This is a genomic window from Allobosea sp. P5_A5 (genome assembly GCF_056400625.1).
Window position 1 is genome coordinate 83,826 of sequence record NZ_JBFUKY010000004.1, and the last position, 26,341, is coordinate 110,166.

The 26,341-nt window shown below is 65.0% G+C and carries 21 protein-coding genes and 1 pseudogene; 8 read left to right on the forward strand and 14 right to left on the reverse strand.

What is annotated here, in order from left to right; genetic code table 11:
• Positions 1 to 17: 17 nt before the first annotated feature.
• Positions 18 to 1,112, reverse strand: a complete 1,095-nt coding sequence (locus AC1DR6_RS10070; protein ID WP_476829086.1) for a glycosyltransferase family 4 protein — start codon at positions 1,110 to 1,112, stop codon at positions 18 to 20.
• An 89-nt stretch (positions 1,113 to 1,201) separates the two neighbouring features.
• Entirely contained in the window at positions 1,202 to 2,536 is a 1,335-nt protein-coding gene (locus AC1DR6_RS10075) for an FAD-dependent oxidoreductase (RefSeq protein WP_476829087.1), read from the reverse strand.
• 263 nt (positions 2,537 to 2,799) lie between these two features.
• On the opposite strand from AC1DR6_RS10075, the gene AC1DR6_RS10080 reads away from it, so the two are divergent.
• The 3 genes from AC1DR6_RS10080 (at position 2,800) to AC1DR6_RS10090 (ending at position 7,482) form a co-directional block, all read left to right on the forward strand.
• On the forward strand, positions 2,800 to 4,776 hold the full coding sequence (locus AC1DR6_RS10080; protein ID WP_476829088.1) for a hydrolase: 1,977 nt from the start codon (positions 2,800 to 2,802) through the stop codon (positions 4,774 to 4,776).
• A 91-nt stretch (positions 4,777 to 4,867) separates the two neighbouring features.
• Positions 4,868 to 6,334 carry an oligosaccharide flippase family protein gene (locus AC1DR6_RS10085; protein ID WP_476829089.1) on the forward strand — a complete coding sequence of 489 codons (1,467 nt, stop codon included), beginning with the start codon at positions 4,868 to 4,870 and terminating at the stop codon, positions 6,332 to 6,334.
• A gap of 5 nt (positions 6,335 to 6,339) precedes the next feature.
• On the forward strand, positions 6,340 to 7,482 hold the full coding sequence (locus tag AC1DR6_RS10090; protein WP_476829090.1) for an acyltransferase family protein: 1,143 nt from the start codon (positions 6,340 to 6,342) through the stop codon (positions 7,480 to 7,482).
• 35 nt (positions 7,483 to 7,517) lie between these two features.
• On the opposite strand, the gene AC1DR6_RS10095 is transcribed toward AC1DR6_RS10090, so the two are convergent.
• The 9 genes and pseudogenes from AC1DR6_RS10095 to AC1DR6_RS10135 all read right to left on the reverse strand — a co-directional run.
• Positions 7,518 to 9,176 (reverse strand): Wzz/FepE/Etk N-terminal domain-containing protein, encoded by a 1,659-nt coding sequence (locus AC1DR6_RS10095; protein WP_476829091.1) that lies wholly within the window; start codon positions 9,174 to 9,176, stop codon positions 7,518 to 7,520.
• Complete coding sequence (locus AC1DR6_RS10100; protein WP_476829092.1) at positions 9,173 to 11,176, reverse strand: glycosyltransferase; 2,004 nt, start codon at positions 11,174 to 11,176, stop codon at positions 9,173 to 9,175. Before AC1DR6_RS10100 ends, AC1DR6_RS10095 begins: the two co-directional genes overlap by 4 nt.
• Positions 11,173 to 12,576 carry a hypothetical protein gene (locus tag AC1DR6_RS10105; protein ID WP_476829093.1) on the reverse strand — a complete coding sequence of 468 codons (1,404 nt, stop codon included), beginning with the start codon at positions 12,574 to 12,576 and terminating at the stop codon, positions 11,173 to 11,175. The genes AC1DR6_RS10100 and AC1DR6_RS10105 overlap by 4 nt, the downstream gene beginning before the upstream one ends.
• A 64-nt stretch (positions 12,577 to 12,640) precedes the next feature.
• Positions 12,641 to 13,333: a class I SAM-dependent methyltransferase gene (locus tag AC1DR6_RS10110; protein ID WP_476829094.1), complete on the reverse strand. Its 693-nt coding sequence runs from the start codon at positions 13,331 to 13,333 to the stop codon at positions 12,641 to 12,643.
• A 37-nt stretch (positions 13,334 to 13,370) separates the two neighbouring features.
• Positions 13,371 to 14,528 carry a glycosyltransferase gene (locus AC1DR6_RS10115; protein ID WP_476829095.1) on the reverse strand — a complete coding sequence of 386 codons (1,158 nt, stop codon included), beginning with the start codon at positions 14,526 to 14,528 and terminating at the stop codon, positions 13,371 to 13,373.
• Positions 14,529 to 14,600: 72 nt separating this feature from the next.
• Positions 14,601 to 15,305, reverse strand: a complete 705-nt coding sequence (locus tag AC1DR6_RS10120) for a sugar transferase (protein ID WP_476829096.1) — start codon at positions 15,303 to 15,305, stop codon at positions 14,601 to 14,603.
• Positions 15,306 to 15,586: 281 nt separating this feature from the next.
• Complete coding sequence (locus tag AC1DR6_RS10125; protein WP_476829097.1) at positions 15,587 to 16,210, reverse strand: LuxR C-terminal-related transcriptional regulator; 624 nt, start codon at positions 16,208 to 16,210, stop codon at positions 15,587 to 15,589.
• Positions 16,211 to 16,278: 68 nt separating this feature from the next.
• The gene (locus AC1DR6_RS10130; protein WP_476829372.1) at positions 16,279 to 17,163 is read right to left on the reverse strand and encodes a hypothetical protein; all 885 of its coding nucleotides are present in this window, start codon (positions 17,161 to 17,163) and stop codon (positions 16,279 to 16,281) included.
• An 81-nt stretch (positions 17,164 to 17,244) separates the two neighbouring features.
• Positions 17,245 to 17,532 (reverse strand): annotated as a pseudogene (locus AC1DR6_RS10135) (polysaccharide biosynthesis/export family protein); the annotation flags it as partial.
• 263 nt (positions 17,533 to 17,795) lie between these two features.
• Here AC1DR6_RS10135 and AC1DR6_RS10140 point away from each other — a divergent pair.
• Both AC1DR6_RS10140 and AC1DR6_RS10145 read left to right on the forward strand, forming a co-directional pair.
• Positions 17,796 to 18,038 carry a hypothetical protein gene (locus AC1DR6_RS10140; RefSeq protein ID WP_476829098.1) on the forward strand — a complete coding sequence of 81 codons (243 nt, stop codon included), beginning with the start codon at positions 17,796 to 17,798 and terminating at the stop codon, positions 18,036 to 18,038.
• A gap of 107 nt (positions 18,039 to 18,145) precedes the next feature.
• Positions 18,146 to 18,592: a hypothetical protein gene (locus tag AC1DR6_RS10145; RefSeq protein ID WP_476829099.1), complete on the forward strand. Its 447-nt coding sequence runs from the start codon at positions 18,146 to 18,148 to the stop codon at positions 18,590 to 18,592.
• A gap of 77 nt (positions 18,593 to 18,669) precedes the next feature.
• Here AC1DR6_RS10145 and AC1DR6_RS10150 read toward each other — a convergent pair whose 3' ends face one another.
• A complete protein-coding gene (locus AC1DR6_RS10150) occupies positions 18,670 to 19,872 on the reverse strand; it encodes a glycosyltransferase (RefSeq protein ID WP_476829100.1) in 1,203 nt (400 codons plus the stop codon).
• Between the two features lie 137 nt (positions 19,873 to 20,009).
• On the opposite strand from AC1DR6_RS10150, the gene AC1DR6_RS10155 reads away from it, so the two are divergent.
• The gene (locus AC1DR6_RS10155) at positions 20,010 to 21,029 is read left to right on the forward strand and encodes a glycosyltransferase family 2 protein (RefSeq protein WP_476829101.1); all 1,020 of its coding nucleotides are present in this window, start codon (positions 20,010 to 20,012) and stop codon (positions 21,027 to 21,029) included.
• Between the two features lie 66 nt (positions 21,030 to 21,095).
• On the opposite strand, the gene AC1DR6_RS10160 is transcribed toward AC1DR6_RS10155, so the two are convergent.
• On the reverse strand, positions 21,096 to 22,049 hold the full coding sequence (locus AC1DR6_RS10160) for a LysR family transcriptional regulator (RefSeq protein ID WP_476829102.1): 954 nt from the start codon (positions 22,047 to 22,049) through the stop codon (positions 21,096 to 21,098).
• A 122-nt stretch (positions 22,050 to 22,171) separates the two neighbouring features.
• Here AC1DR6_RS10160 and AC1DR6_RS10165 point away from each other — a divergent pair, with 122 nt between their 5' ends.
• Both AC1DR6_RS10165 and AC1DR6_RS10170 read left to right on the forward strand, forming a co-directional pair.
• Positions 22,172 to 22,870, forward strand: a complete 699-nt coding sequence (locus AC1DR6_RS10165) for an HAD-IA family hydrolase (RefSeq protein WP_476829103.1) — start codon at positions 22,172 to 22,174, stop codon at positions 22,868 to 22,870.
• 22 nt (positions 22,871 to 22,892) lie between these two features.
• Positions 22,893 to 24,188 (forward strand): NAD(P)/FAD-dependent oxidoreductase, encoded by a 1,296-nt coding sequence (locus tag AC1DR6_RS10170; protein ID WP_476829104.1) that lies wholly within the window; start codon positions 22,893 to 22,895, stop codon positions 24,186 to 24,188.
• Positions 24,189 to 24,205: 17 nt separating this feature from the next.
• Here AC1DR6_RS10170 and AC1DR6_RS10175 read toward each other — a convergent pair whose 3' ends face one another.
• Positions 24,206 to 26,251 (reverse strand): oxidoreductase, encoded by a 2,046-nt coding sequence (locus AC1DR6_RS10175; protein ID WP_476829105.1) that lies wholly within the window; start codon positions 26,249 to 26,251, stop codon positions 24,206 to 24,208.
• Positions 26,252 to 26,341: the final 90 nt, after the last annotated feature.

Below are 26,341 nucleotides of genomic sequence, written 5' to 3' on the forward strand. Positions count from 1 at the left end.
AGGCGGTTCAGACGGGCTCAGCTCGTCCGGGGCAAAACAGCGCCGATTTTGCGCCCCAGCAGCAGAGCGGCGTCGTCGTACAGCTCCAGCGTCGCGCGAGCGACACGCGCAATGCTGAGATGCTCGATCTTGTGCTGGCTGCGAGCCCGCCAGTGGCCGATCGCTTCAGGCTCTGCGAGCAGCTCGGAAAGAGCGGCGGCAAGCGCTTCGGGATCGCGCGCCGGGACCAGAATGCCGGCCTCGCCTCCCTCCAGCAACTCGGGGATACCGTCGACACGGGTCGCGACGATAGCGCAGCCGGCCTCTCGCGCCTCCGGCAGGACGAGCGGCGCAGGGTCTGCATGGGAGGGCAGCACGAAGATGTCGGCGCCGCACATCCACGGAAACGGATCCGTCTTGCTGCCTTCAAACCTCACCGCCTCGCGACAAGGCATGTCCGCAACCATCTCCCGATAAGTGTCGGCGAAGGGCCCGTCGCCGACGATGTGCAGGCGCGCCTGCGGGTAACGGCGATGGACCAGGTCGAAGGCAGCGAAGAGATCGGCCAACCCTTTGCGGGGGTGCAGGCCACCGACGAAGAGGATGCTCGGCGAGGCGAGTGCGACAGGGGCGGCGGCCCGGTTGGCGAAGCGGGCCGAGCCGATCGTCCCGTTGAGGATGACCCGGAGCTTGGCGGCCGGGATGCCGCGACGGCGCATGGAAGCGCCGACCGCAGCGCTGACCGCGATGACCCGCGTGCCAAGCCCCATGAGAATGGCGCTTTTCTCGAACTCGTTGTGAACCGTCGTGATCAGCGGAATGCCGCTGAGCTTGCAGACCGGCCAGGCCAGCACCGCGCTCGTCATCATATGGGCGTGGACGATGTCGGCCTCGAAATGGCCGACCACCCGCCGCAGCGCCCAGAGCGACTTCAGCAGAGTGCCCGCCTTTCGGCGATGGTCGATGGGGAAGACCTTGACGCCATGGCGAACCAGCAAGGCATCGAAATCGCCGCCGCCGCTCGCGACGGCAACGATATGGCCGAGCCGGCTCTGCTCGCAGGCGAGATCGACCGCGGCATGGACATGTCCGTTCGACTGGGTCGTGTGGTTCAACAGATGCAGGATACGCATGGCCCATCACGCTGCTCGGACCGCAATCTCGCCGCGCTCGCATCGCTGCTCCGCTAGCGCGACATGCCCTGCATTTACCGTGCCGGGATCTAGCCTGCGTCCCGCAACGCCGCCTCGGCCTCGATCGTCGAAACCCGCGCCGTCGGCTGGTAGTTGAAGCCGCCCTGGCGCCCGAAGGATTCAATCCCGAAGCGTCTCAGCGCCTGGACCGCTTCGGCGGCGCTCTCGTCGGCCCCGTTGCTGTAGATCGGATAGGCATTGTCGAGACTCTGGCTGCCTTCTAGCCTGAGATCGCCGCGAAAGAGCCCATTTGTCGTAACATGCGCCCGGAAATCGGCCTCGGCGCGGGCTATGGACTTGCCGATATGGTTCGCGATCACTTCGACGCCGAAATATTCGCGTCCCTCCGCGCGACCGTAGAAATCCGAATACATCGTCAGGCGCTTCCAGGCGCCGTCGTAAGAGAAGTTGTAGATAATCTCCTCGTCGAAACCGCGCGCTCCGTCGAAGCTGAAATAAAGCGCCAGCAGCGTGATGGTCTCCAGCTTCTGCGAAACCGGCAGGCTACAGATCGCCTGCAGGCGCGGAATCGGAATGGTCGAGACGATGCGATCGGCAACGAGTTCTCGCCCGCCTTGGGAGAGGACGAAGCGATCGCCGCGTTTTTCGATCCGGTCGATCGTCGTGCCCAATCGGAAGCTGACGCCGCGCGTGCTCAGCGATGCGGCTGCGGCGGCATAAAGCGTGGCAAACCCTTCGCGCGGCCGCGCCAATTGCCGGTTGGTCGGGGCAGGGGGCTTCGTTCGGCGCAGGCGGCCGAGCATAGCGCGCAGGGAGGCGTGCTCGCTGATCCACTGCATTCGCTTGCGGGCCAGCTCGATGCCGATCCGGTCGGAGGCGATGCCGTAGAACCGGGTCATATAGGCGTCGAGCCCCGAGCGATGCAGCAGCCTGGCCCCGATCCAATGGCGAGCGAACTCGCGCGCGTTCCGCATTCGGCGCTTGAACAGGCGAGCATGGACCGCAGACCCCAGAATCCTGACGACCTCGACCGGCCCGGCGCGCAGAATGTCGTCCTTCACCGAGATCGGGTAGGACGTGATCACGCCCTGCGGATTTAGCCGCGCCCAGCGCGGCTGAATCGGCACATAAAGCGGCAGCAACTCGGGGAAATGCTCCAACAGCGGCGAATCGTCCTGAAAGATCAGGCTGCCGATGTCGAAGGTGTAGCCTCCGCACGACCAGTCGATATGGTTCCCGCCGACATGCGCGTATTCGTCGATGATCACGACCCGCTTGCAACCCTGCCTGGATAGCACCGAGGCCGAGACAAGACCGGAGACGCCTGCGCCGAGGACGATCGCGTCACAATGCTCGGCGTCCACCTTGACGGCATCATCGATCCACTGGGTCGTCTCCGCCATCCCTGACCTCTTTTGCGGGCTTGGAACAAGGCTAGTCGGGTTCAGGATCAGCCGAAAGCGAGAATTATCATCACGATCCCGCTTGTTTCTGCTTATCGACGCAGCGCTTTCCTTGCGACGAGGCAGGCTGCGCGCCGGCCCGGCAAGGCGATCGCCCGACACTGGCACGGTCCCTGCTTTCCTCGGCATCAGGCACGCATCCGCGCAAATCCTCGTCGCTGACGCGGCGGTCGCGCGATCCGCGTGTGGTCATGGAGCAAATGATGCCGGGTTGGCCACATCCGAGCGCACCGGCTCTGCTGGACGGGGTCGAGCTGGTCTCGACCGACCTTTTCGACACCTTGCTGCTGCGTACGCTTCGTTCGGAACGAGCTCGGATCATCGCGGGCGAACGCCTGTTCGCGAGCAGGCTGGCCGAGGAGGGCTTGCCGATGGCCGAGGGCGTATTGGTCGCGGCCCGTCTGGAGGCGCAGCGCCTCGCCTATCGCGCACTCGACATGGCCCGACAGGATGGCGAGGTGGCGCTGCTCGACGTCATCCGCCGCCAGATCGGCATGCTCGGTCTGCCGAAAGCGCGGGTCGAGCCCCTCTGCCAGATGCGCCTCGCCATCGAGTTCGAGATCGAGAAGGAATCGCTGAGTCCGAACATCGAGCTTGCCGCGCTGCTGCGCCGCTGCCGCAGCGAGGGCCGTCGCGTCATCGCGATCAGCGATATCGGGTTGCCGACAAGCATTCTCGAAGGTCTGGTCAGGCATATCCACGGCCCGGATCTGCTCGACGCGATCTATTCCAGTGCCGATCTGGGCCTGACCAAACGGCGCGGGACTCTTTTTCAGGCGGTCCTCGCCATGGAAGGGATCGACGCAAGGAACGCCTTGCACATAGGCGACGACCGGCTCGCGGATGACGTCATGGCGTCTGCGGCGGGCCTGCGCACCTTGCATCTTCCGCGCCCGAAGCTGCGCCGCCGCCTCTCGCGCCTGCACGGCGCGGCAAGCGAACTCGGTCGCCTCGCCCGCCTGAGACGGGTGAGCAGCAAGCCGCCTTCGGAGCAACTGCACGATTCCCACGCCTTCGGGCGCGAGGTGCTCGGACCGATCGTGGCGGAGCTGTGTCTGGCGATCTGGCTTTATGCCGACGAAGCCGGCAAGCAGGGTGACACGGCCTTGCTGTTCTGCGCACGCGGCGGCCTGGGCATTCGGGCGGCGTTCGAGCGCGTCGCCGCGCGTCTGTGCCTGCCGCTCTCGATGCCGCGCGAGAACCTGATGGTGTCGCGGCTGGTCGCGGCGAGGGCCGCGGTCCTGGCTCGCAGCGGAGCCGCGCTGGATGAGCTCGGCCGTGAATTCCATGGCAGCAGCTTCGCCGACGTCGCAGCCGCCCTTGGGGGCAGGCGCTACGAACTGCCCCGATCATGGGACGAACCATTCGCGCCCGAGCGTTTCTACGCCATGCTCGGGGAGCCTGTAGGGTCCGACATTCTGGCCGACATCGACCATCAGAACAGCCTCTTCAGGCGCCATCTCTCATCTGTCAGCGCGGGCGCAAAGCGCCTCATCCTCTGCGACACGGGGCTCTATGGCAGCACGCAACGCCTGCTCGCGGCCGGCCTGCCGGAGCTGAGCTTCGAGACGATCCAGCTCGCGCGCTGCAACTACAAGGGCTTCAGCGAAGACCATTTCCCGCGTGTCGTCGGGCTCGCCGTCGAACGCAACCGCTACAGCCCCTTCTCGGTGCGCTCCACGGTGCTGCGCTATTGGCAACTGATCGAGTGCCTGTTCGAGCCGGCGGTGCCGTCCGTGAGATCCTTTACCGAAGATCCCGGCGGCACGGTCGTCTGTAATGCCGGCGATATCTCCTACGGGGCGATCGAGATCGGCGTCGGCAATCCGCTGCTGGCTGGCGCGCTGGCCTATATCGACGGCATCGCCAGCGGAGCCGAGATCATTACCGACGCGGCCGGGGCCTGGCCAAGGCTCAGGCGGGCGGTTACACGGCCGGTCGAGGCTGATCTTTCGGCATTGGCCATCGGCCAGCGTTCCGTCGATTTCGGCCGGGGCGGCATCGTCGGGGATGGCGAGGTGCTCCCAGGGGGCGTGCTGTCTCGCCTCGCGTCGATCCGCAGCCAGCTCTGGCGCGAGGGCGCGATCGCGCGCGCTTTCCCGCTTTCCCGCCGGCCGCTGCTCACGGCCCTCGAAGCCGTGTACGCCCTTCGCGGGCTCTCCGCCGATGTCCGCCGCTGATGCGAAGCGGTGCGGACCAGCGGATGGGGGCGGCCTCGGTACGACGCGCGTGTCTGGGCGCGGCGGTGTCCGGTCGTAAGGAGGGACGCTCATGCTGGCAATGAAGGCCCTTCAGGGAGCCAGCTGGCTGGTGGCGTCACGTTTCCTCGGCCGGTTCATCGATTTCTTCACATTGCTGATCATGGCCCGCACGCTGACGCCGGCCGATTTCGGCCTGACGGCGCTGGCCATGTCCTGCGTTGCGATCGTCGACATGGTGCTGGAGATCCCGGTGACGCAGGCGCTGGTCCGCCTGCCGCAGGTCGAGAAGGCCGATCTCGATACCGGTTTCACCCTCGGTGTCCTGCGCGGCCTCGCCATCGCTCTGCTGCTGCTCGCCGTCGCCTGGCCGTTCTCATGGATCAACGGCGATCCGCAGCTCGCGCCGGTGATCCTCACGCTCGCTTTTGCGCCGATCGCGCGCGGCCTCGCCAGTCCCGGCCTTGTCCTGTTCATTCGCGAACTCGGCTTCCTGCGCAACTTCCTGCTGGAGACCGGCGGTAAGCTGGCCGCCTTCTGCCTGACCATCGCGACGCTCATGCTTGGCGGCGGCTATTGGGCGCTCGTCGTCAATTTCGTCGCGGCCCCGGTCTTCGCCTGCATCATCTCCTATCGCCTCGCGCCCTATCGCCCGGCGTGGTCTTTGTCCCGTCTGTCGGATTTCGCCAGTTTCGTCGGCTGGTTCACCTGTGCGCAGCTTGTTTCCGCCGTGAACTGGCAGATCGATCGGCTCCTGCTCGGGCTCGGCGGCGGCAAGGAAGCGCTCGGCCGCTATGCGATCGCGGCCGATCTCGCGGTGATGCCGACCCAAAGCCTGATCGGCCCGGCCCTGCAGCCGATCATGGCCGCCTTCGCCCGCATCAAAGGCGAGGACCAGCGGCTGCGGCTGGCTTTTCTGAAGGCGGCGCGCTTCAGCATGCTGGCCTCGGTGCCATGCAGCCTCGGCATCGCGCTGACATCGGATCTGATCGTCGAGGTCATGCTCGGCCCGAAATGGCATGGCGCCGACTCGCTGCTCAGCCTGCTCTCGCTTTCGGTCATGGCGACGCCCTATTTCCAGACCCTGTATTCGCTGAGCCTGGCGCTCGGGCGCCCCGAGGTGATCTTCCGGCTCAATCTCTACGACCTCGCCATTCGCGCTCCTGCCGTCATCATCGGCTTCCTGGAATGGGGCGCCTTCGGCATGGCGGCTGGCCGCCTGGTTGCGGCTGCCATGATGGCCGTGTTCTTCCTGCGGTGGCTGCGCAACCTGCTGGCTATCAGTATCGCCGAGCAGCTGGTCAATCTCTGGAAGATCGCCTTTGCGGGCGCTGTGATGACAGCTGGGGTCCTCGGCCTGCGCGAAGCTGTCGCTGCCTGGCATCTGACCGCTCTGGTCGAGCTGGTCTTCGTCGCCGCTTTGGGCGCTCTGCTTTACGGTCTTGGCCTTCTCGCCTGCGGCATGCGGCTCGCGTTCGGCGCCGGGCGCCTCGACCTCTTCGACCGCTGGTGGCGCCCCCGGACCGCCGAGGCTGGGTAGGGGCGGTGAGCGCGAGGCTCGACCATCTCGACGGGCTGCGCGGCGTGGCTGCGGTCGCCGTGGTGATCTTCCATCTGACATCGGCCCTGGCGCCATGGCTTGTCGCGGAGCAGCAGGCCAACGCGCACTGGCTCGCCTATACGCCCCTTGCAGTGCTCTGGAACGGGACCTTCGCCGTTTCGGTGTTCTTCACGCTGAGCGGCTTCGTCGTCACCAACGCCACGCTGCGCAAATCCGATCCCATCTGGGTCGATGTCGTCATCCGCTATCTGCGGCTGGCCATACCGGCGACGGTCAGCACGCTCGCGGCCTGGTCCCTGCTCAGCCTGTTTCCGATCTCCGCGACACGGCTGTCCGCCATCACCGGCAGCGCCTGGCTTGGCTGGACCTATCAGGGAGCGATCCCGGGGCCGGGAGAGGCGATCTGGAACGGCATGGCGGGGATATTCCTCAGCGGCGGCTCGTTCTTCAACAATGTGTTGTGGACGATGCGGCCGGAGCTGTTCGGATCGATCCTCTGTTTCGCGGTCTGCATCCTACCGCAGCCACGGTTCCGGATCGCCGTTGCAATGATGAGCGCCGCACTCTTCATCGCTCTGCAGCGCTACGACTATCTCTGCTTCCCGCTCGGCATGATGCTGCGTGAGGCTTTGGCGGCAGGGCGGCTGCCTTCGATCCTGCCGATGTCAGCGATGCTGCTCGGGCTTTTGATCGGTTCGCAGAGCGGCGATGCAGCCCGCCAGCTTGGCCTCGACTGGCTGCCGCAGGCCTTCGATCCCGGAAAGAAAGGCGGCTTGCTCTACCCGCTCGGCGCGGTGCTCGTCGTCTATGGTTGCCTGCGCTCCAGCCTGCTCGTCGCGTGGCTGTCCGGCAGGATCGGGCGCTTTCTCGGAGCGATCTCGTTCCCGCTCTACCTGATCCATGTCCCGCTGATAGACACGGTCTTGGCAGAAGCCTATTTCCGCGCGAGCCTCGATGCGGCGGTGCTCTCAGGCTTGGTCGCAGGCAGCCTGCTCCTCATGGTCGCCATCGCCTACGCTGCCGAGCGCTGGCTCGAGCGGCCGTTTCTGGATCGGCTCGGGCGATTGCGCCGGCAATTGAGAGCGATCGCTATGCGGCGCGGCGACATGCGCAACGCCCAAGGTTGACCACGACAAAGGTTGGCGACGACAAAGGCTGACGATCAGGTTTTGCTGTGGTTGATCACGGCGCCGACGACCGTCACACCGGCACGCCGCAGGGCAACGAGCGCCTCGTTAAGCTCGTCATGGGTGGTCATGCCTTCGGCCGCGACGAGAACGACGATGTCGGCATGCGTTGCGAGCGCGACCGCATCGGACGATTCCCCGAGCGGGGGTAGATCGATCAGCACCTCGCCGGCTTGCTTCGCCTGAGCGAAAACCAGGGCCGCGCGGGGATCCCTGAAATCGACGAACCTGTTGTGTTGCGGTGTCGCCGAGCGGATCGGCAGCAGGCGCACCCCCTCGGCATCGGCATAGCTTGGCTGCGCCTTGCCGCCTGACGCGATCACGTCGGTCAGTGAAGCCGCCTCCTTGCCATGGTCGCCGCGTACGCCAGAAGGGCCGATGACGCTGACCTGACGACCGCGATGGTGGATCAGCTGCGCAAGATTCAGCGTCAGCAGCGTCGTGCCGGCGCCTGCTCGCCAGGACCCGATCGCGACGATCGGGCTGCCCTGGGAGCGGCTGGCGGCCCAGGCGATCTCGATTGCCGTCTGCAGGTCGCGGATCGCCGTGGCGAAACGGTCGGCCCCGGTGCGTGCCGCCAGCATCGCATCGCCAGCCGGCTGCCCGCGCCGGCCACCGACCGGGGGGATGACGGCCAGGCAAGGCAAGCCCGTTTCGCGCATCAGGTCCCGGGGAAGGCGAACGCGACGGTCGAAGACAGAGGCGAGGACCGCGACGAACAGACCGCCGAGCAGGCTGATGATGCCGGCGAACGCCATGATCAGGCTGCCGCGCGGCGCCGAAGGACCGAGCGGCGTCTGCGCGGCGCCGATGATCCTCGCATCAGCATCCGGGATCGGCTGGGCCGGCAGCGTGCCGCTGCGGACAGCCGCCTCGGCGGTTCGGACCTGGGTTGCGAGCGCGTCGAGCCTGCCTTGCAGGAACTCCGCGCCGCTGCGGGCGGCATCGGCCTTGAAGGTGACGGATTGCAGCAGATAGGCGGAGGCCGCTGCATTGGCGACGCGCTCCGGCAGTTCCGGATCCGTCGAGGAATAGCCGATCTCCAGCACATAGGATTGGCCGACACGGCGAGCGGAAAATCGCTGCGCGAAATTTTCGAAGGCAATCCGGCGCTGATCGATGCGACGCGAAGCCTCGGAACTCCCGCTTTGCGGCTGAGTGCCCAAAAGCGCCGTGAAAGCACCGCGAAGCATGGTCGTGGCTTCAGTCGTCAGCCGCTGCAGCGGCCCCGGCGGCCGTGGCTCGAATTCGAGATGGCCGCTCAGGGCCAGTGCTTCGAAGACCGTGGTGAGCAGGCGCTCGGAACGGATCACCTGCAGTTCACTGTCGGCGGCGTTGAGGTCGAGCGAGCTTGGCGCGGCGATGTCCCGCGCCAAGCTCTGGGCCTGCCGCCGGGGCTCCAGCAGAATGGTGGCCACGGCGCTGTAGGTCGGCGGCGTCGTTCGAACATAGACGAAGGCCGCCAGCAGGCAGAGCGCGACGAAGATGGCCAGCTTGCGCTTATGCCGCTGCCCGGCGGCGCCGATCGTCCTCAGCAGCGCGACCGGGCCGTCGCTTTCCGGCGCGACGGTAGGGTCCGGCAAAGGCAGGACACGGAACGGCGCGCCGGATGCACCCGGTTTTCCCAGCATCATTTGGATGTCCCCCTCGGCTGCAAGGCAGCGGCGCGCTCGGGCTGCATGCGCCCGCGCAGGATGTCGGCGATGCCGAGCAGGTTGCCCCAGAGGCGGCCGCGTCGATCGATGAACGGCTCGGGGCGAAACGCGCGGCCGACATTGCTCGACATGTTGCGGAACAGATGGTCGGCGACCTGAGCAAGCGTCATCGTGCCCTTGCGCAGCATGTAGAGCGGATTGACGATCTGCGAGTAGCCGAAGCGTTCGCCGGCCATGCGGCCGCCCTTGACGCCCATATGAACCCCGATCGCATCGGCCGATTTGACGAGGCGGCCGCCGCGCCGCGCCAACCCTGCCGCGAAATCGCGATCCTCCAGCCAGCCATAGAGCACCAGCCGCTCGTCGAAGCGGAGATCGCCGATACTGGCGAGGCGAAAGGCCATGTTGCACCCATAGGGACTATAGGGCTCGATCCAGGACCAGTCGCTTGTCGGGGGCGCGGCAACCAGCCTCATCGCCTCGTGAAGCTCGATTCCGGGACCGGTCGCGCCATCCGCTAGAACCCGGCCGGTGAAGGCGACGACGCTCGTCTCATCGCGGAACGTCTGCGCAGCCGTGGCCAGCCAGTCCTTATGGGCCACGAAGTCGTCGTCGAAGAAGACGACGATCTCTATTCCGGGCGGCAGGTTTGCGAGCGCCGTGTTGCGCTGGGCCGCCAGCCCGGCAGGCCCGGTCAGCACCACCACGTCGTTGCGACCCTGCAAATCGCCGGCATCGGCCGTATCGATGCAGGAAATGATGACGCTGTCGGGTTTGAGTGTCTGGTGGGCGAGCAGGTGGCGGACCGTTTCCGTCACCACCTCCGGTCGGCCGCGCGTGGCGATGATGGCCGCGATACGCGGAGCCGTGTTTGCAGGCGCCGCCGGCAGGACGCGGCGCGTTTTCAGGGATCGCGCCAGGTCGAGATAGCCCTCCGCGGTATTTCGCCAGGAAAACAGCGGCAGGCGCTCGCTACCGCGCCCGCGCAGCTCCTGCCTGAGCGAAGCTGATCCCGCCAGCGCCTTGATGTGTCCGATCCAGGCGGCCGGTTCCGCCGGGGATGCAAGCAGCGCCGCGTCGCCGCAGACCTCGGGCATGCTGGCGCGGTCGGACGAAACCACCGGGCAGCCCCGCGCCATCGCCTCCAGGATCGGCAGGCCGAACCCCTCGGTTAGCGACGGAAAAGCCAAACAGAGCGCTCGTTCGAGCAGAAAGGCGAGATCGTCGTCGCTGACCCGCCCCAGCAGCGTGAGATTTGCAGCCTGTCCCAGTTGCTCTTGCGCGAAGATGCCGCTGCCGCCTCCAGCGACGACGATATCGATGCCAAGCTCCGCCAGCGCCGGCGCGATCGTGGCCAGAAGGGCAAGGTTCTTGTGGCGTGCTCGCGAGCCGAGAGCCAGGACGAAAGGCCGGTCGGCATCGGGCCTAGCCGCGAGAGCCTGCGGAGCCCGGTCCGCTTTGGCCGGGTCCCAGGCCAGCGCGTGCTCATGGCCATTCGGAAGCACGGCGATCTCGGCTACGCGAAGCGGAAGCTGCCGGGCGAGCTGCCGGGCCGAGGCCTGTGAAACAGTCGCAATCCGGGCGCTGCGGCGCGCGAGGATCGGCTGCAGGGCCTTGTAAGCCGTGCGGAAGCCGGACCCGTAGCTGTCGGGCGCCGTGAAAACATTGGCGTCGTGAATGCAGACGATCTGATCGCCTTTGAGGGCCGGCGCGGTGTTGCAGAGATTGAGGAGGCGCCCCGACCAAAGCCGCGGCAGCTCGATCTGCTCCCACGCATGCCCCTTCAAGACGCCGCCATGGATCGTTTCCGTCGCTTGAAGGACCATGGGGTCGGCGCGTTGCGGTGCGATCAAGGTCGCTTTCCGGCCGCCCTCCGCGAGGCTTGCATCGAGAGCCGCGACGACGTTTCGGGCGTAGCGCTGGACGCCGGTCATGTCCTGCGAGAGGAAGCGCCCATTGACGGCGAAGGTCTCGCTCATGTCCTCGCTCCGGCGACCGAAGGGAGAGGCTCGAAAGCGCTCGAAGCGCGCGGCCTGATCGCTGCGGCGAGCCCGGCCAACAGGCAGAAGAAGAATCCCTGGTCGATGACAGGGCCGACGAGCAGATCGCCGATGAGGATCCCGGCATATCCCATGCGCGAGGCGGCGGCGATATCGGCATCGAGACTGCCTGACGGGCCGCGCGGACGCAGGAAGCACTCGAAAACAAAGACGGCATAGAACAGCGCGCCGGGGACACCGACGCTGGCCAGCAGGGCTACGGCGAAGCTCGACGCGCGGGCCGTGCCGAGCCCGACGCCGAACCCCCAGCTGTCGAGGAAATTCTGGAAGGAGACGACGTTCCAGAAACTGCGCTCGATGCCGGAATCCGAGCCTGCCTTGTTGAGCACGACGAGATCGACATAGCTGTAGATTTTCGCCGCCGTCTCCTGGTCGAGCAGGAGCAGCAGCACGACGACCAGCCCGAGCAAGGGCGCGGCAAAAGCGAAGATCGTCACCTGCGGGCTCGCACGGCCTTGGACAAGCCGAGCCAGGGCGAACGCGTAAAGCAGAAGCAGCATCACCGGCGCTCCGACGAGCCCGGTCGAGGAGGTCGAGAGGATGATCAGGACAAGCGAGACCACGGCAATGGCGCCGGTGAGCCAGGAGCGGACGCCGCAAAGCCACAAGGTGCCGGTGAAGCCGAACACGCCCAGGGTCGAGCGCGCGAAAACCGAGGCCTCCGTATAGGAGCCGACGATCCGCTTCATGCCGGCGATTTCGGAGTCCGTATGGAGGGTGTAGCGGGCGTTGCGGATGAAGCCGAGCAGCTCTTGCGTGCCGGTCGCATAGGTTGCGATGTCGAGGGCGGCGAACACGGTGTTGGCCACGCAGCAGGCGAGCACCGCGTTGAAGACCGCCGAGAGCCCCTCGCGCGTCCTCGCGATGGCGGTCAGCGTGATCAGGCAAAGCGATGTGGCGAAGAGATAAAGGCTTTGCGTGAAATTGCTCGAGACCGGCGTCAGCGGCACGGTCGAGCCGGTATCGTCGAAAGCCGTAGTCCCGAGCGGGATGATCTCGGTGAGGCCGGCGAACACGCGCGGCATCAGCAAGGCGCCGGCGGTGCCATAGATGACGAGACAGGCGAACCAGAAACCAGGCTCGTTCGGATGGAGCGCCCGGATGGCCGCCATGGCCTCGCGGCGCCGACTCAGCACGCCCAGCGCCAGGAAAGCCAGCATGACATGGCCGGGCAGGATGTTGGCCGCGCCGATCAGCATCGCCGCGGCGGCCCCAAGAACCGCCAGGATCGCAAGCCCATAGACTAGCGCATTCGTGCCCAGCATCAGGCAGATCAGGCCGATCAGAAAGGTCAAAAGGCCGATCGGCTCGATGCTCATCGCAGCCCGACCTGTCGCGCCGGCGACTGCCCGGAACCCGCATGATCTCGCCGGCCCGCCTTGCTCATTCCGCCAGCACCAGCAGCGAGTAGCCGCCCAGCAAGCGGACTGTGAGGTCTGGGCTGAGCGAGAAGCCGAGCCGCCGGGGCAGGCGCATCAACCGGCTGCTCCAGGCCTGGTTCGGCAGCTCCAGCCGGCTCGCCGTATAGGCGTAGTCGATAACCCGGTAGCCGCAATCCTCCAGCGTCGCGAGCGCGGTTTCCTTGAAGAAGTAGTGCAGGTGGCCGACGTTCTCGCGCAGCTTGGTGATCGGCCAGCCACGCAGCAGCGACTGAACGGACAGGTCGAGCGGGATGTGGAAGACCTTGTAGCGGCCCTTGCCGCGCAAGGCCTTGATGAAGGCGATGTAATCCTCGACATGTTCGATCACGTCGGCGATCACGAGCAGGTCGTAGTCAGACGCGCCTTCCACCGTGAAATCGCCGAGAGAAAAGGTGACCTTTTCGGTCTCCTTGTACTTGGCGCGCTGATAGGCATGCGGAGAGACCTCGTAGCCCTCGAAGCGCGCCGCCGGGAAGGCCTTCGCCAGGTTGAACATGATCTCGCCGGTCCCGCAGCCGACCTCGCAGACCTTGTCGAAGCTGATGGCGTTCTTGCGCAGGATCGTCTCGACCTTGCGCGCCTTCCACGGCGAGTCCTCCTCGTGCCAGCTCGGATTGAGCTCGGCATAGACTTCGCTTTGATAGATCGTCTGCATCAGCTTCTTCCCGGATGTGCCTGAGGGCCGTGCTTGATCACGCCAGCGTCTGGACCAGAACCGGCCGCGGCTGCACCGCCGGCTTGGCCCGCGAGATCGTCCCGGCGAGCGGCTTGAGCAATTGGTTGATGTGCAGCGCCATCTGCTTCTCGAAGACGGCGGTCGAGAAATGGCTTGCGTACGCCGCGATCTCGCTGGAATCCCAGGCGATCGACCGGGCCCGCTCCTCGGCGGCGATCAGCGCATCGACGCTCTGCTCGTCGAAGAAAACGCCGGTCATTCCATCGACCACGGTCTCGGTCGCTCCACCGCGCCGGAACGCAATCACCGGTCGGCCGCTCGCCATGGCTTCGACAGGCACGATCCCGAAATCTTCCTCACCAGGGAAAATCAGGGCCCGGCAGCGCGAATAATAATGGCGCAGAACGCTGAACGGTTGCGGGCCAAGCACCTGGACATTGGGCTTGGCGATGCGGCGCAGCTCAGCGAGCATCTCGCCCCCGCCGATGACGACGAGGCGCCGGCCGGTGCGATTGAACGCCTCGACCGCCAGCTCCGGCCGCTTGTAGCCGACGAGTTCGCCGACCATCAGGCAATAATCTTCGACGAGGCCGTCCGGCAGCACTTCGAAGGCATCGACATCGACAGGCGGGTGGATCACCGTCGAGGCGCGGCGGTAATAGCGGTGCAGTCGGGCGGCGACCGTCTCTGAATTGGCGATGAAATGATCGACGCGATTGGCCGACACGCTGTCCCAGTTGCGGATGTAGTGAGCCAGTGCCGGCATGACCAGGCGCGTGATCAGCCCGGAACGGTTCCTGTATTCGTGGAACATGTTCCAAATGTAGCGCATCGGCGAATGGCAATAGCAGATGTGCATCGCGCCCGGCGGTGGCACGATGCCCTTGGCGGGCCCGGACTCGCTCGAGATGATCAGGTCGTAACCGCGCAGGTCGAGCTGTTCCAATGCGAGTGGCATCAAGGGTAGATAGCGCTGATACAGTTTCGCCGCGCGCGGCAGCTTGCCGATGAAGCTGGTCGTGACCTTGTGGCGCTTGATCTCGTCCGAGACCGCTTCGGGCACATAGACATGCGTGAAGACGTCCGCATCCGGATACATCCGGCACAGCGCCTCGATCACCTTCTCGCCGCCGCGCATGCCGACGAGCCAGTAGTGGACGATTGCGACTTTCATGGCCTGCGGAACTCCATGGAACTCATCGTGTCTGAGCGTGGTCTTCCAGCGTCTTTCGGGCTCTGGCGCGACCTACCGGCTGCCCCGTTGCATCAGGACTGCGGGCACCGTCTTCACCAGAATTTTGGCGTCCAGCATGAGGTGCCATTGCGAGGCGTATTGGCTGTCGAGCGAGACGCGGGTGGCATAGGAGCAGTCGCTGCGGCCGCTGACCTGCCAGAGGCCGGTGAGTCCCGGAGGAACCGAGAAGCAGTGCGTGAACGCCTCGCCGTAACGCTCGCGTTCCGCCGCCACGATCGGGCGCGGCCCGACGAAGCTCATCTCGCCGACGATGATGTTGAAGAGTTGCGGCAGCTCGTCGAGGCTGGAGTGCCGCAGAAAAGCGCCGACCGGTGTAATCCGTGGATCGCGCGCGAGCTTCTGGTTCTCGGCCCATTCCTGAGCAGCAACGGGATCAGCCGCCAGCAGACGCTGCAGCGCGTCATCGGCATCGCGCGCCATGGTGCGAAACTTCCAGCAGCGGAAGCTCTTTCCGCCATGCCCGATCCTGGACTGTCTGAAGAAGGCCGGGCCGCCGTCGCCTGCGCGGATCAGCGCGGCGATCAACAAGAGGAGCGGCGCGAGCAAAAGGAGCAGCGCGACACCAGCCGCAAGATCTAAACTGCGCTTTATCCTGATTTGAGTCGCGTTGTACTCGCCCCTCGTCAAACCAAGGGGCAAGGAGAAGGACGCCGGTAAATTTTGTGAGTCAGGAAATCGGCCCATCGCAGCACCCACGCACAAACCGCATCTAAATAAGATATTAACAGAATATTAATACATAGCAATACTGTTTTATACGCTGCTTTACATTTGCTCATCCTGTTTTGCGTATGACCGAAACAAGAGCTTTGTCGGTAAAATACCTGACAGGATCGGCCTCAATTCGCTCCTTTTTGCAGCATCCAGATATGCTGGCGTTCTATGCGGAGCCCATCTCGTCGAAAAGCGGGGAGGCGCAGGAGAGCCAAGCTGACATCATCGAAATAGGGTCGACGACAAGAACTGGCTTGTCTTTGTTACCGAAGCCATCCTTGCGTGATGGCGTAACGGACGATCTGCTGGCGGCTATTGATGCAAAGCTTGCTGCTGGCGCGGACCTTGTATGTTTCCGCTGATTTCGTGGTGATGCCGATCCGTTCTGCCGCTTCGCGGATACTGAACCCGAAGGCGATCAACCTGAAGACGTCCTGCTCACGCTCGGTCAGGACCGATCCCCGGCGCCGTCCAGCCGGGACCGGAGCGGTATCCGCGGAATGCAGGAAGCATCCGCCACGGAAGACCGTGGCGATTGCCTTGCATATGACCGATCCGGATGACTGCTTTGGAACATAACCACGTGCGCCCAAGGCCAGGAGACGGTTGGCGCGCGCGATATCGGGCTCGTCGGCAATGACGAGGATCCGCAGCGACGGGAGCTCTGCCAGCAGGCCTTCGGCGACCGGGAAGCCGTGGAAATGCTCGCTGACGACGGCGACATCGGGAGCGGCCTGCCCGATGACGAGGGCAAGCTGGGCCGACGAGTGCACCTCTCCGACGATGTCGATCTGGGCCTGCTCAGCCAGGCAAAATCGCAACCCTGCCAGGAAGATCGGGTGTTCGTCGGCAAGGAAAATACGGGCAGGTCGTCCGAGTGCCAGCATGGCAAGCCTTCTTGTGGACGAGGGGAATCCAATACGCAGGCGGTTGGCCGAAGACTGTTCGCGGATTCTCAGTTCTGAACGCCGGCTGCGCTTGCCGAGGTTAGGGTGGAGATGATCTTTTGCAGCGGGGCGCGCTCGACCCTGACGATGTCGCCGGGCAGGATCGGCGAGCTCTCCTCCATCGCGAGCTCGGTGACCGCTTCGCCCTCGCGCCGCTGCACGCTGAAGCTCATGCGCGAAAGCTGTTTTTGCTGCTGGTTCTGCAGTTTAGGCGCCAGCGCGGTCGACTCGTGAACGAGCGCGCGCAGCGCCGCGATCCGATCGTCGGTCTGCCGGAGGGAAAGCTGCGTTTCGCGCAATTCACGGCCGATATCGATCTCGCGTTGGTTCAGCAGGTCGGCCTGCGTCCGCTCGACCCGGCTGATCTCCTGTTTCGCCCGCGCCGTCGCGAGGGTCAGGTCGAGCGCCTGGCTCTCTGCTTGCGCCAGGTTCTGCTCCACCGCGAGCTGGCGCGGATTGACGGCGAGGCCTCTGCTGATCAGGCTGTTGATATTGTTCAGTTCGCGGCGGATCAGATCGCGCTGGCGCTGCTGGGTGTCGGCCTTCGCAGCAAGCGCGCGCAGTTCTTCCTCGAGAAGGGCGCGCGATTGCTGCAGAAGCTCGATTTGGGAGCGGACGGCCTTGCGGCGCGATGTGAACAGCGCGTTTTCCTCGCGGATCGCCTGGGCAGCGCCGTCTTCAACGCTCCGGCGCACGTCCTCGGAGAAGGTGATCGCGTCGGCCTGGCTGGCCTCGGCCAAGAGCCTGTCGCGACGCACCTGCCAAGCGAGCAACTGCGTCTGTTGAACACGAATTTCACCTTCGGCGATGATCGTTTCGCGCTCGAACCGACCAAGCGCCAGCTCCATGCGCTGGAACCCGCCGGCGATCGCGACCGCCTGCAGCGCGGTCATCGTCGGCCGAAACGCGTATTCGCCGGGCTTTTCGACGGCACCCATAACGTAGATTGGCCGGTATTGGGCAATCTCGACCGCGGCGGTCGGCGCATTGACGAGCCCGGCCGTTCCCTTCAGCCTTTCCGAGATCAGCGCTGCGATTTCGGCCGGCTGTTTTCCATCAACCGAGAATGTACCGACCACGGGCAAAGAGAGCATGCCGGTTGAGCTGACCGCGAATTCGCCGCTGAGCGCCGACCATTCGAACAGGTCTCGCGAGTTGGGCCGCCATTCCGAGACCTTGATCCTCAACCGGTCCTGAGCCGCCACCCGATACTCGAATCCGCTGGCGTTCACGTCAGGCGCGCCGAAGAGCAGCGCGGCCATGACGGCCAGCGCGCGGGACGCCGCTTGGATACGGCTGCGGGCAGGGCAGTTAGAGAGGGCGCGATATCTCACGAAACACTCCTCGGCGGACCACTCGGGCAACCGCCTAGCAAGTCCGTTGCCAAGTTTGGCCCCGCCATTAGGGCGGCCTTAACCATAAGGGGTCAGCGTCGGGGATATCTCGCGCGCGCCGGAAGCCTTTCTCGGGCAGCGGAGGGAAGCTATAGTCATGGGCCGATAGCGAGCCGCGAAAGCACCAGGTCATGCTGATCGTCTTCTTCCTGGCTGCGATCGTCACCGGCGTTCTGACTCTGTGGTCGATGTGGTCGTATGGCCTGCTGGTTGCGTTGATCGCCAGCGCGGTCGTTGCCAGCGCTTCCGTCGCCGTCTGCGCGGTGCTCTCCGCCATGTTCAAGTCACGCGCCGTTCGCGGCGTCGCGGGCGCACCGGGCGTCGAGGAACGCTCGCGCGGCGTCCTCGACATGGAACCACGCCGGCCGCGCTGACCCGCGTAAGCGATATCTGGCACATGAATTGCTGACCATTCCGCAATGGCGGTTCGCGTAGTTCGCGCCTCGAACCTCTGCACGCCGTTGCGATGGGAGACAGGGTGATGACGCCGACTGCCCGGTTTCGGAATTCGGGTCGCGACCGCCTGAACGATCTCGAAAGGCTCGGGCCGCTTCATCGACAGATCGAGCGGGCGCTTGCCGGCATCGAGCGCGAATGCGCCGGATTATCGCGCAGGCTGGACGAGTCTCGCGCGCGCACGGCCGGATTGCTGGGTAATGAAGACGGCATCTTTTTCGAGCGCGAACCGGCTGACGAGGCGATGCTGATCGAGGCCGAGGCCCAGATGATGGCCGCATTCCATCGGCTCGAGGCGCTGCGGGAGCAAAAATCAATGATCGCTGGCTGGCGAACCGCGATCGACGATTCGGACTTTGGACGCGCCTTGCGAGACGAGGCAAGGCCGGCTGGATGGCTCTCCCGTCGCCTGCGCCAGATTCGAGGGCGGATGGCAGCGATACGGCGCCTTTCCACGTTTCAGGCTGGGTGATGCACCTCGCATAGGTGCCTTAGGGGGCTTTCGGACGCTGCTCCGCGAGACGTCTACGTCGGCCAAGGCGAGCGTCTCTATGAAGCGATTTCGGCCGTAGGCTGTGGTCCCGACAAGCTACGGGCTGGCGTGGCGCTCCGGCTGTCTCGGGCGGGAAGCGACCGGGGCTCGACCCGCCCGCCGGCAGCGAGCAAGGCTTGCGCATGAGCATGTACGACATGTTCGAGACTGAAACGGTCGATGTAATCGGCGCGATAGGGTGCGTGGCGTCGCTCTGCCCCGATATTGTCGGAGTAATACATCATCGCGGCGACGAACCCCGCCAGATCCCCTAGCGGAACCAGCCGGCCGAGCCGCTCGTCGACGAGGATGTCGCTTGGCCCAAACTCGCAATCGAACGCGACGACCGGCAGGCCGACTCGCAGCGCCTCGCAAATGGCCAGCGACCAGCCTTCCCAGCGCGCGCCCGAAAGATAAACGTCGCTTCGCGAGAGCGGCAGAACCGGGCTGTCGGGATAGTGTTCGATCGTCACCCGCCCGCCAAGGCCGAGTTCTTCGATCAAGGCGCGGATAGCCGGCTCCTCCTCGCCATAGCCGACGAGAGCAAGTTCGGCGTCCCCCCGAATCTCGCAGAACATGGCGAAGGCACGCAGAAGGATGTCGTATCCCTTCTGATACGCGAAGCGACCGACCGTCACGAACCGGATAGGCCGATCCGCCGCAGGGAAATCCGCAGGCTCGAGCGTCGGAAAGGAGCGCACCGGGTTCGGCACCCAGACATGCTCGACCTTGCTGGGATAGTCCGCGCGGAAGGCGCCGAGCTGGCGCGGCGACGTGCCGAAGACGCGCGCCAGCCGTGGCAGCACCAGAAAACGCATGGCGTGGAACAGGAGGCTAGCCTTGAAGGATCGCCGCTCGAGCCTGGGGTTGCCATGCAGATAAAGGATGAAACGCCGCCTGATGCCGAGGCAGGCAAGCCAGAAGACGGCCGTGGGCTCGACCTGAGGAACCACGACGAGGTCGAACCGACCATCGGCGACGACCGTCCGGACCCGTCGCAACAGGTCGAGCCGACCCGTTGAGAAACTTAGAATGACGTCATAGGGCCGCGGCTGGCCGACGATCTGCTCGAAGGACGATGTGTAGAGGACGGACATGTCGAGATCGCGCTGGTATTCGGTCGCCAGCGCGGAGCAGATCGAGTCCGTCACGCGCTCGATGCCCGCAAATGACGGCGTCGGCGGGACAATATAAAGGACCTTCGTCTTCCTGCCCGGCATCGCGGCTCGACCATCCGGAGCCGCAGCTCGGCCCGGTATGGCTCTTGCAATGTCCGCGCCAAGCGGCACTTCGCCGCCGTGTCGTCGTGCCCTGCCATCGGCGAGGGGCACGTGGCCCATGCCTTAGCGGAGGGCGAATGACCGGCTCGACCTTCAAGCTCGCGGTGATCGTCAACTGCTTCAACTACGCGGAGTATGTCGAGCGCGCGATTTGCAGCGTGCTCGCGCAAGGCCGCGACGACTGCGAACTGATCGTGGTCGATGATGGCTCGACCGACGCATCGTGGGACGTCATCCGCGGCACGGGTGTCACGGCGTATCGCACCGAGAACGGGGGTCAGCGCCGCGCGTGCCTGTATGGCGTCGATCGGACGACAGCGCCTTTCATCTTGTTCCTGGACGCCGACGACGAATTAAGCCCGGGCGCGCTCGACGCGATCATACCGCACCTGCGGCCGTCGACGGCCAAGCTACAGTTCTGTCTCAGCCGGATTGACAGCAACAACAACCGCCTGGGCTCCGCCGTGCCCGAGCCCGATCTGATCCGCGCGACGGGTGATCTCCCGGAGCGTGTTCGCAAGACGGGCGTCTATGTCAGCCCCCCGACCTCCGGCAATGTTTTCAGGCGCGACCTCTGCGAATTGCTACGCGATGCCGAGTATGACGACGCCGTCGACGGGATCATCCTCCTTGCGGCGCCATTTTTCGGAGACATCGTCTCGCTCCCGCAGGAGCTCGGCCTCTACCGCGTGCATGATCGCAACATGTCGGGGGTCGGGCGCACGGTCGATACCGCTCGGATCGAACAGCACATGCGGCGCTTCAGGCACCTCATCGATCACCTCAATCGGGTCGTGTCCAAGGGGGCAAAGCCGCAGCGGATCGATGTCGAGCGGACATTTTTCTACCTGGAGAAGAAATCGGTCCTGGCCTCGATCGAGCGCCGCGTGGATCGCTTTCTGCAGCTCCCGAGGCTCATCGGAGTGATCGGCAGGGACTATTTCTCTCTGAAGCGCAAGCTGGCCCTTTCGCTATTCCACGTCCTGATCGCCGTGCTGCCCGTCGGTATGTCCCGGCGTCTCATCGAGATCCGCTACCAGCCGGAGCATCGCTCCGCGCGCCTGGTGGCAAGGGCGCTGATGAGCGGCGGCAACTAAGTAGGCGACGCGCGTGCGAGCTAGGCCGTAAGGCGGACGTCGGCGCGGCGTCGCGTGCTGATGAGGTCAGAAAACGGCCCGCTCCAGCTGCTCCCCCACAATGGGATAAAGCACGCGGATGCGCGCGATATCGTTCTGGAATTCCTGCACCAGCCAGTCGCAGATTTCGGTTACGATGGGGGAATGCGGATTTTTGGGTAAAACCAGGTCGCAGCGGCGCCCGGTCGCGATCACCTGCGGGAGCGCCGGCACCAGCGCGCCGGAAGCCAATATGCCGGATATGACGTTGAACCAGCCGACCGCCATGCCCTGTCCCACCAGAGCGGCCTGAACCACCAGACTGTAGTCGGTGAGCTGGATTTCGCTCTCCCGTGTTCGCGTGAAGTCAGACGAGAACAGCTGGTGCCACTGAAACTGCGAGTTGCTGAGCGAGATCATCCGGGCGGCAGCAGGCAACAGCGTGTCCGCTTCGGTGCGGGCTCCTTGATAGAGCTCGGAGCAAACCGGCAGCAGCACCTCGTACATCAAAGGATAGACGCAGGTGTTCGCGCTCGCCTGAGGGTCGAACCGCATCGCGATGTCGATCCCGTCGACCGGACCTTCCAGCGGGCCATTGATGAGTTGGAACTCGATCTCCTCTCCGGGAAAGCGGTTTTGGAAACGTTCGAGACGCGGCATGAACCAATGCGTCGCCAAGCCCGACGAAACCGACAACACGATCGGTCTGCGGGGAGAGCGGCGTCGGCCGATGAGCTTTTCGACGGTGTCCTCGATCTCGCGAAAGCCGTTGGAGATGCCGGTGAAAAGATCGCGCCCATCATGCGTCAAAACCGCGCCTCTCGGCGTCCGCTGAAACAGCGGTATCCCGAGGTGGCATTCGAGACGGCCGATGGTGCGGCTGACGGCGGGGCTCGTCACCCCCAAGGTTTCCGCCGCCTTGGCGAAGTTGCCGCACCGGACAACGGCCTCGAACGCAACGAGCGTGTTGAGGGAAGGCAGCAGCCGTCTGAGTTGCGACATTACAGAATGTAACCTCCGCGTTGACTATTTAGCGCATTGCCGAACGCAGCCGGTTGGCCGAAATCTTCAGGCGGTGCCGGTGCGATGGCGCGCTCGGCAACAAAGAGGCAAAGGCGCAAGACATGTCGTTCGCTGACTTCAAGGTGTTGACCTTCGACATCGTCGGAACCTGCATCGATTTCGAGAAAGGAATCCTCGACGGGTTTCGCGCGGCCGGCGGCGAGGCAGCGGCAAAACTGAGCGAGGACGAGATCTTCGCCGCCTATCTCTCCGCCCGCGAGCAGTTCTCCGGCCCGGCCAGCGCCGTGATGCGGGATGTCTACCTTGCTGCCGCCAAGACGCTGGGCCTGCCCGCCGATGGTGCGGCCGGCGACTGCTATTTCCGGATGTTCTTCAACGCGCCCGCCTTTCCGGACTCCGCCGAGGCCCTCAAGCGGCTCCGGCGCAAGTTCCGCCTGGTGGCGATGACAAATTACGACCGTGTCGCCTTCACCAATTGCGCCAACAAGCTGGGCTTGCCGTTCCACGACAGCGTCACGCTCGACGAGGTCGGCGTCGCGAAGCCTGATCCGCGCTTCTTCTTCTACAATCTCGGCCGGCAGTCCGCGCACGGCTTCAAGCAGGACGAAATCCTGCACGTCGCCCAGAGCCAGTATCACGACATCGGCGCTGCGCGGGAACTCGGATACAAAGTCTGCTGGATCGAACGTCGCAAGGGTCTGAAGGGCTTCGGCGGAACCCCCGTTCCGAAGCTCGTCACCACGCCGGACTTCCACTTTGCGACCCTTGGCGAACTGGCCGATTCGGTCGAGCGCGGCTGAGGCGGACTTCGAAGCGACGCCCATGCCCGACATGACGCCCCCGCTCTCGCTCTGGCGGGAAACCGCAACCGAAGCCCCCGCGCGAAATCCGCTCGCGGAGGCCGTTTCCGCCGATGTGGCGATCATCGGGGCTGGATATACCGGGCTTTCAGCCGCTCTGCGCGCCATCGAGAGGGGCCTCGCCCCCGTTGTGATCGAGGCGGGCGACATCGGCTTCGGCGCTTCGGGCCGCAATGGCGGCGTGGTCTCGACCAAATATCGCGTCTCGCTAAGCGACATGGCGAAACGTCACGGCGTGGATGTTGCAAAACGCATGAACCGGATCGCGCATGACGCGATGGACTGCGTCGAACGCAATGTCGAGAGGTATGACATCGGTGCGGCCAGGCTCGCGATCAGCGGCAATTTGCGCTGCGCGCACAACGCGAATGCCCTGGCAGGGCTCTCCGCCGAGGCCAAGATCGCGATCGAGACCTTCGGCGACACCAGCCTTCGGATCCTCGGTTCCAACGAGACGCAGCACGAAACCGGCAGCGGCGCGTTCGTCGGCGCGGTCCTTAACAGCCATGCCGGCGTCCTTCACCCGCTGAACTACGCGCGCGGACTCGCGCGTGCTGTCCGCGAGGGGGGCGGCAAGATCTATGAGGGCTCGCTGGCGGAGCGTGTCGAGACCAAGGCCGGCGGGATCGACGTCGTCACGGCGCATGGCGTGGTTCACGCGAAGCGCCTGGTCATTGCTACCAACGGCTATTCCGACCTGTCTCCGGCGACGGCAGGGGTCCGCAGGGCCGTCATCCCGTTCAGGAGCGCAATGGTCGCGACCGAGCCGCTTCCGGTCGAGACATTCGCCACGCTGATGCGTAGCGGGCGAAGCTACAGCGAGACGCGGCGTATGATGCGCTGGTTTCGCCGCATCGACGACAGGATGCTCTTCGGCGGCCGCGGCGCCTTCGGCAAAAGCGACTCCGCCGCTGCCTTCGCATCTCTCGAAGCAGCGGTGAAGGAAATCTTCCCGCAACTTGCCGATGCCGCGTTCACGCATCGCTGGTCCGGCCTCGTCGCCATGACGATGGACAGCCTGCCTCAGATCGGCCTGTCCGATGACCGGACCGCATTCGCGCTTGGCTACAACGGCGCTGGCATCGCGATGGCGAGCTATCTGGGCCGACGCGTTCTCGACCTGCTGCTGGGCGAGCCGGTCGATCTCGCTTTGATGCGGCGCGACAAGCCTGAGCCGATCCCGTTCTATTTTCTGCGCGAGCCGGCCGTGCGCACGGTGGCGGGCTGGTATCAGCTCCTGGACCGGATTGGCCGGTGACGGGCGGGGCTGGGATTTCATAGCGCGCTGCAGATCCGCAGGGCATCCAGCATCGCCGAATGGATGTTCCGGCTGGCGACGGCGTCGCCGATGCGGTGCAGCTCGAAACCCTCGGTCCCGCCGCGCGGCTGCGGCGTGGCCCTCACCATCGCCCCGAGGTCGGTCACGCCAGCATTGCTCGATCGTGCCCGCAGGCCTTCATAGACCTCCGCCATCGGCAAGGAGCCCTGCTCGACCACGACATGGTCCACCATGACGGTCGTGACCTCGCGCGACAGGTCGCTGACGAGCCTCGCGAGCAGCCGGTTGTCGCTTCGCTCGACCGACAAAAGCCGCGTTTCCCCGATCGGCCGAATGCCGTATTTGAGGAAAATCTGCTTCCAGCGGACGCGCTCGGCGTAGGTCAGCTCCTCGCCCAACATCGCGTCGATAGAGGCGTAGGTAATCCCTACGCCGGCCTCAGCCGCCCGTTCCGCTACCAAAGGGCCGGGATGCCGCCCCGTGCCGTCGAAAATCAGGGCATCGCCCGAGAGAGCGACCTGGCCGTTCAGCACATCCCAGCTATTGGTGCAGAGCTCCGCTCCGTCGCCAATGTCGACCATAGGCAGCCCGCCCGTCGCCATGATGACGACATCGGCCGCCAACCCGCAGATATCGTCCTCTTCCATATAGGCGTTGGCATGAAGGCCGACGCCTAGCCGTTCAAGTTCCGAAATGCGCCACTCGACGATGCCCTTGAGGTCGCGCCGCCAGGAGCCGGTCGCGCCGACCAGAACCTGCCCGCCGAATGCGGCGGCTGCCTCGTAGAGCGAGACGACGTGCCCACGCTCCGCGCTGACCCGCGCGGCTTCGAGGCCGGCCGGACCGCCGCCGATCACCACGACCTTGCGCACCGGGCCCGTAGTCTTCGGAATCTCGTGCTTCAGCGTGAGTTCCCGGCCCGTGACAGGATTGTGCAGGCAGGACGGGCGGTGCTGCGACTGGCAATGGGTCGCGCCGACGCATGGCCTGATCTCGTCCGCCCGCCCGCTCGCGAGCTTGGCGACGATGTAAGGGTCTGCGATCTGGGCCCGTGTCATGCCCGCCATATCGACCTTGCCATCGCGCACGGCGTAGCGCGCTGATGCCAGGTCTGCGATCCGCGCGGCATGGAAGACGGGCAGGCCGATCTCATGCCGGAAGACGCCGACGGGTTCGACCCAGGGGGCAAGCGGGGTCCCCATACCCGGCATATTGTACTTGGCCAGGGCCGGCACGTTTTCCATCGTGCCGTAGATCGCATTGAAGACGTCGACAGCGCCGGCATCCTTCAGGATATGGGCGATGCGGATTCCCTCATCGAGCCGCAGGGCGCTGTCGGGACCGTCGTCGATGGTGAACCGCATCCCGACGATGAAATCGTCACCGACCGCCTTTCGGATCGCCTCATGCACCATCAGGGCGAAGCGGCAGCGGTTTTCCAGCGAACCGCCGAAGCGGTCGGTTCTCCGGTTGGTGTCGGGCGAGAGGAACTGGCCGATCAGATGGCCGCCTGCCATCGTCTCGATGCCATCGAGCCCGCCCTCCTTGCAGCGCGCCGCCGCCGCGGCGAAAGCCTTCACCACACGGTCGATATCGTACTCGTCCATTTCCTTGGGAATGCTGCGATGAGCGGTCTCGCGGATGGGGGAGGGGCCGATCGTCGGCAGCCGGTCGCCGCCATAGGGATCGCCGCGACGCCCGAGATGCGAGATCTGACACATCAGGGCCGCGCCCTGCCGATGCATCCTTTCCGCAAACCTCTGAAGATGAGGGATGATCTCGTCGGTGCCGACATTGAGCTGGCGGAAGATATTGGGTGAATCGATATCGACATTGGACGAGCCGCCGAACATCGACAGGCCGATGCCACCTTTGGCTTTGGCCTCGTGATAGCTTTGATAGGCGTCGTCCGGCATTCCGTTCCGCTCCAGCCCGCAGGCGTGGCTGGTGCTCATGATCCGGTTGCGAATGGTGAGGCGCTTGATCGTCAGCGGCTGCAACAGGGGGTCTTTTGCGACGATCGCTGGGTCGGGCCGATACATGTCTGCCTCCGGGAAGGGGTCGAGTTCTATCGTTCGCCCGAACGGAGGTTCGGGCGGTTGCTGTCGGTGATGGTGAGTGGTTTCGCGCTC

Coding starts and splice junctions, on each gene's coding strand:
- AC1DR6_RS10160 (WP_476829102.1), bottom strand. CDS start 22,049: ATGTCGCAACTCAGACGGCTGCTGCCTTCCCTCAACACGCTCGTTGCG.
- AC1DR6_RS10130 (WP_476829372.1), bottom strand. CDS start 17,163: ATGACCGCGCTGCAGGCGGTCGCGATCGCCGGCGGGTTCCAGCGCATG.
- AC1DR6_RS10115 (WP_476829095.1), bottom strand. CDS start 14,528: ATGAAAGTCGCAATCGTCCACTACTGGCTCGTCGGCATGCGCGGCGGC.
- AC1DR6_RS10140 (WP_476829098.1), top strand. CDS start 17,796: ATGCTGATCGTCTTCTTCCTGGCTGCGATCGTCACCGGCGTTCTGACT.
- AC1DR6_RS10095 (WP_476829091.1), bottom strand. CDS start 9,176: ATGATGCTGGGAAAACCGGGTGCATCCGGCGCGCCGTTCCGTGTCCTG.
- AC1DR6_RS10175 (WP_476829105.1), bottom strand. CDS start 26,251: ATGTATCGGCCCGACCCAGCGATCGTCGCAAAAGACCCCCTGTTGCAG.
- AC1DR6_RS10080 (WP_476829088.1), top strand. CDS start 2,800: ATGCCGGGTTGGCCACATCCGAGCGCACCGGCTCTGCTGGACGGGGTC.
- AC1DR6_RS10070 (WP_476829086.1), bottom strand. CDS start 1,112: ATGCGTATCCTGCATCTGTTGAACCACACGACCCAGTCGAACGGACAT.
- AC1DR6_RS10075 (WP_476829087.1), bottom strand. CDS start 2,536: ATGGCGGAGACGACCCAGTGGATCGATGATGCCGTCAAGGTGGACGCC.
- AC1DR6_RS10165 (WP_476829103.1), top strand. CDS start 22,172: ATGTCGTTCGCTGACTTCAAGGTGTTGACCTTCGACATCGTCGGAACC.
- AC1DR6_RS10085 (WP_476829089.1), top strand. CDS start 4,868: ATGCTGGCAATGAAGGCCCTTCAGGGAGCCAGCTGGCTGGTGGCGTCA.
- AC1DR6_RS10150 (WP_476829100.1), bottom strand. CDS start 19,872: ATGCCGGGCAGGAAGACGAAGGTCCTTTATATTGTCCCGCCGACGCCG.
- AC1DR6_RS10105 (WP_476829093.1), bottom strand. CDS start 12,576: ATGAGCATCGAGCCGATCGGCCTTTTGACCTTTCTGATCGGCCTGATC.
- AC1DR6_RS10155 (WP_476829101.1), top strand. CDS start 20,010: ATGACCGGCTCGACCTTCAAGCTCGCGGTGATCGTCAACTGCTTCAAC.
- AC1DR6_RS10125 (WP_476829097.1), bottom strand. CDS start 16,210: ATGCTGGCACTCGGACGACCTGCCCGTATTTTCCTTGCCGACGAACAC.
- AC1DR6_RS10100 (WP_476829092.1), bottom strand. CDS start 11,176: ATGAGCGAGACCTTCGCCGTCAATGGGCGCTTCCTCTCGCAGGACATG.
- AC1DR6_RS10110 (WP_476829094.1), bottom strand. CDS start 13,333: ATGCAGACGATCTATCAAAGCGAAGTCTATGCCGAGCTCAATCCGAGC.
- AC1DR6_RS10145 (WP_476829099.1), top strand. CDS start 18,146: ATGACGCCGACTGCCCGGTTTCGGAATTCGGGTCGCGACCGCCTGAAC.
- AC1DR6_RS10170 (WP_476829104.1), top strand. CDS start 22,893: ATGCCCGACATGACGCCCCCGCTCTCGCTCTGGCGGGAAACCGCAACC.